Raw genomic sequence first — 2,464 nt, 5'->3', positions numbered from 1 at the left:
TGTTTAGTGCAAAATGAAAGTACAGAGTTCTGCAACAAAAAAGTGCAGAGCTTCATGGCATAAAAAAAAGGCTTGCCAGCTCCTAAAATACCCTCTACTGTTTAAGGTTGTGAAGAACAAAACAGTGGAGGTAATGAAAGGATGCTAGCAATGCCTGAAATTCATCATATCAAACATTTGCGTGAAAAGAAAGGGTTATCGCTTTCCGAAATTGTCCGCAGGACGGGATTTAACTGGAGAACAGTCAAGAAATATGCGGATGGAGACATTTCGGTCAGACAAAAAATAAAGAGAAAACGGGGAATGATGGAGGAAGAAGGATACGGTCAAATCATTGATGACTGGCTGGAGGAGGACGCCAAACTGCCAAGAAAACAACGGCGGACAAGCAAGAAGATGTACGAACAATTAAAGCAGGAACATGGCTTTAAAGGGTCTTATCGAACGGTTTGCGCCTACGTTCAAAAACGAAGACCTCAGCTTAAGCTGGAGAAGGAACAACGTTACGAGAGGCTGGAACACCCTCCGGGGGAAGCGCAGGTGGATTTCGGCACCATGTCCGTTGTGACGAAGGAGGGAAAAGAGGAAGACCGATCAATTCTGATTTTGAGCTTTCCGTACAGCAACGCCGCGTATGCGTATCCATTGCCGGCGGAAAACAGCGAATGTTTTCTTTACGGGCTCACTCAGCTGTTTCGCCAAGCCGGAGGCGTCCCGAGAAAACTGCGCATCGACAATTTGGCGGCGGCGGTGGTTTCGATCCGAAAAGGAGGCGAACGTCAATATACTGAAGCATTTGAGCGATTCCGGCTTCATTACCGGTTTGACGTACAGGCATGCAATCCGTATAGCGGACACGAAAAAGGGAATGTCGAACGGAAAGTTTACTATACTCGTCAACGCTGCTTTGTCCCTGCTCCGTTGATCGAGGGGGACGAAGAACTGGCGGAGTGGCTGCATCACAAGATGATCGAAGATCGAGCCCGCCCCCACTACGAAAAAGGGAGAACCATTGAGGAATTATGGCAGGAAGAACAAAAGGAGTTGCTTGTCCTGCCGGAGAGAGATCTCCCGATCTTCTCCTTCCACCACGCTAATGTCAATAAATACGGGGAAGTAACGGTGGATGGGGAGGCGTTTGTGGTTCATGGGATCCCGGTTCCCAACCGTGTCCTTGTCAAAAAGGAATGGGATCGTTTCATGGTTTTGTCCCAGGAAGGGGAGGTGTACCTGGAAGCGCCAAGGCCGTACACGAAAAAGCAACGGGAGCTCCCTTGGAAGGACATTTTGGCGGAATGGGCGCAAAAGCCCCGGGTGGTGGAGTATTCGCGGTTTCGAGTTTACTTGCCGGAGGCCATTAGGAAATACTTCATGGAACAACCGAAACAGACGGCATCACGCATTCGAGGGGTGCAGAAGCTGCTGGACCGGTACACCGTCTATGAGATCGCCCAGTGGCTTGACAAGTATCAACGGTGGGATTTGGCTCCCCATGAGATCGGGGTGTTGATGGAGGCGAAGCGTTCGGAGTATCCCGCGAAATGGGAAGAAGCCTATACCCCTTCCGTTTTAGTCGACTATGAAACCGATTTACATGTGTATGATCAACGTCTTTGTCCGTCAAGGGAAGGGGGAAGCCGGGCATGAAGATGGATTTAAAAGAGATTTGTAAAGCCCTGCATTTGGCGTACATCGCGGATCGATTCGAGGAGGTGGCCTACGAGACCAAGGAACAGTTTTTGCGTGATGTGTTGGCGTTGGAGCTGTCGTTCCGTCAGAAAGCAAAACAGGCTCGATTGATCAAGAAGGCGAAGTTCCGGGAGTTGAAATGGCTCAAAGATTACGAATGGTCGGATCAGATTCATTGGCCGACCACGACCTCGAAGGAAGAACTTTGCGACCTTCGCTTTTTGGAGCAAAAACAGAACGTCCTGCTTTTAGGTTCGCCGGGAACAGGAAAAACCCATCTCGCCATCGCATTAGGATTAAAAGCGTGTGAACGGGGCCATGAAGTTCGGTTTTTCCGTGTCGCCGATCTTGTCGCCCAGCTCGAAGAGGCGTTAAAAGACGGCATCCTCGGACGGCTCAAACGGCAAATCGACACATGCGAGCTGTTGATTTTGGACGAACTTGGCTATGTACCTTTCCAAAAGCAGGGATCGGAACTGCTGTTTCACATCATTGCCGATTGTTATGAACGAAAAAGTGTCATCGTGACATCGAATTTAGAGTTTGGACAGTGGAATCGAGTGTTTGGGGACAACCGCCTGACGGCAGCGCTGGTGGATCGTTTGGTCCATCACGCCCACATTCTCGCGTTTACGGGAGAGAGCTACCGCTTACGGCACGCGCTTTCTGCCGTTCAGTCGCTCCCTTCTCACTCGGTTGAAAGGTAAATTCATTGAGCCAGCAAGCCTATGTATTTTTTCTTGCAATTCTCTGCACTTTTTGCTTGCAAAAAACA

The 2,464-nt window shown here is 49.6% G+C and carries 2 protein-coding genes; both read left to right on the top strand.

Features of this window, described 5'->3' with window-relative positions; translation table 11 throughout:
- Positions 1–141 precede the first annotated feature (141 nt).
- Positions 142–1,647, top strand: coding sequence for an IS21 family transposase (gene istA, locus ETC02_RS16410; protein ID WP_013523915.1), 1,506 nt, complete (start codon positions 142–144; stop codon positions 1,645–1,647).
- Positions 1,644–2,396 (top strand): IS21-like element helper ATPase IstB, encoded by a 753-nt coding sequence (istB, locus tag ETC02_RS16405; RefSeq protein WP_063210167.1) that lies wholly within the window; start codon positions 1,644–1,646, stop codon positions 2,394–2,396. Before istA ends, istB begins: the two co-directional genes overlap by 4 nt.
- Positions 2,397–2,464 lie beyond the last annotated feature (68 nt).

The sequence above is a fragment of the Geobacillus sp. DSP4a genome (assembly GCF_013096875.1).
Classification (GTDB): Bacteria; Bacillota; Bacilli; order Bacillales; family Anoxybacillaceae; genus Geobacillus; species Geobacillus thermophilus.
The sequence above is the reverse complement of the archived record's forward strand: the minus strand, read 5'-3'. Positions and strand labels throughout refer to the sequence as shown.

Coding starts and splice junctions, on each gene's coding strand:
- istA (WP_013523915.1), top strand. CDS start 142: ATGCTAGCAATGCCTGAAATTCATCATATCAAACATTTGCGTGAAAAG.
- istB (WP_063210167.1), top strand. CDS start 1,644: ATGAAGATGGATTTAAAAGAGATTTGTAAAGCCCTGCATTTGGCGTAC.